We start from the raw sequence: 1,256 nt of genomic DNA on the forward strand, positions 1-1,256 counted from the left end.
GAACCCCGCCCGCACACCGGCGGGCACTTCATCGACGAGATGCAGCGTCGCTCCTTCGACGCGCTCACGCAGCTGCACCGCGGCGTGGAGTCGCTGGTGCTGACCGACTTTCCCGACTACGAGAACATCGGCGACTCGGTGATCGCGCTCGGTCAGGCGGAGTTCTGGCGCCGTGCCGGCATCCAGGTGGAGGCGACCTACTCCTGGCGCACGATCTCGCCGAAGGTCTACGACTCGCACACGACCGTGGTCATCCAAGGCGGCGGGAACTTCGGCGGGCTCTACCCCCAGCACAGCGAGCACCGCTACCGCCTGGCCGAGCGACTGCGCGACGAGACGCTGCTGATCCAGGAGCCGCAGTCGGTGCACTTCGCCGCGGCATCGGACCGCACGCAGTTCGCCAGCCGCATGGCGTCGCGGCCGCAGCTGCGCCTGGCGGTGCGCGACACCGCCTCGCTCGCGGCGGTGCGCGACCTCGTCGCCGATGTGACGCTGGCGCCGGACAGCGTGCACATGCTGGGGCGACTTCACGCCGCCGCCCCGACGCGCCCGGTGGTCCAGCTGCTGCGCCGAGACGATGAGAGCGCTCTGCCGCCGGGCACCGGGGCCGAAGCCGTGGACTGGCCGGCGATGACCTTCGCCGATCGCCTCCGCCGCCGCGCGCGCCGCACCGTCGTCGAAGGTGCCGTGACCCGCGGGATGAACCGCACCACCGACCGCTGGTTCGCCGATGCCGCCGCGCGCCTGGCAACGGGCGTTGCCCTCCTCGCCCCCGGCGAGACGATCGTCACCGATCGCCTCCACGCCATGCTGATCGCGCTGCAGATGGGCCGGCGGGTCATCGCGATCGACAACGCCAACGGCAAGCTCACGAGCTACGCCGCGACGTGGCTGGCGGACCTCGAACTGCCGCTGGAGTTCGCCCCCGATCTGCAGACGGCCCTGGAGATGGTCTGAGAATGGTCATCGCACGTGATGAGGAGGCCGGCGCGGTGCCGGAGCGCACGCCGCGCCGCGCGGCACGTCGGGTCGAGACATCGGGGCGGGTGCAGGGCAGGGACCTGCTGTCGGACGGGGTGCGCATCAGCGTCGAACTCGCCCCCCTCGATGTGCCCGAACGCGAGACGGTCGTCGCCGCCGTCCGCGACCTGCTGCGGCTTGGTGCCGCCGCCCGCGCCGGAAGGACCTTCGACGGCCCTCGCTGGCGGTACGACCCCGACGCCCTCGATGCCCAGGCCGAGCGGATCGTGCGTCCG

At 72.2% G+C, this 1,256-nt stretch carries 2 protein-coding genes; both read left to right on the forward strand.

All coding sequences use genetic code 11. The annotated features are described in order from the left end of the window. The coding region (locus tag NQ160_RS23925; protein ID WP_257517472.1) for a polysaccharide pyruvyl transferase family protein at positions 1–957 on the forward strand (957 nt) is incomplete at its 5' end. Between the two features lie 2 nt (positions 958–959). Next, positions 960–1,256: hypothetical protein (locus NQ160_RS23930; protein ID WP_257517473.1), on the forward strand; the 297-nt coding region annotated here is incomplete at its 3' end.

This window comes from Microbacterium sp. zg.Y909 (genome assembly GCF_024626565.1).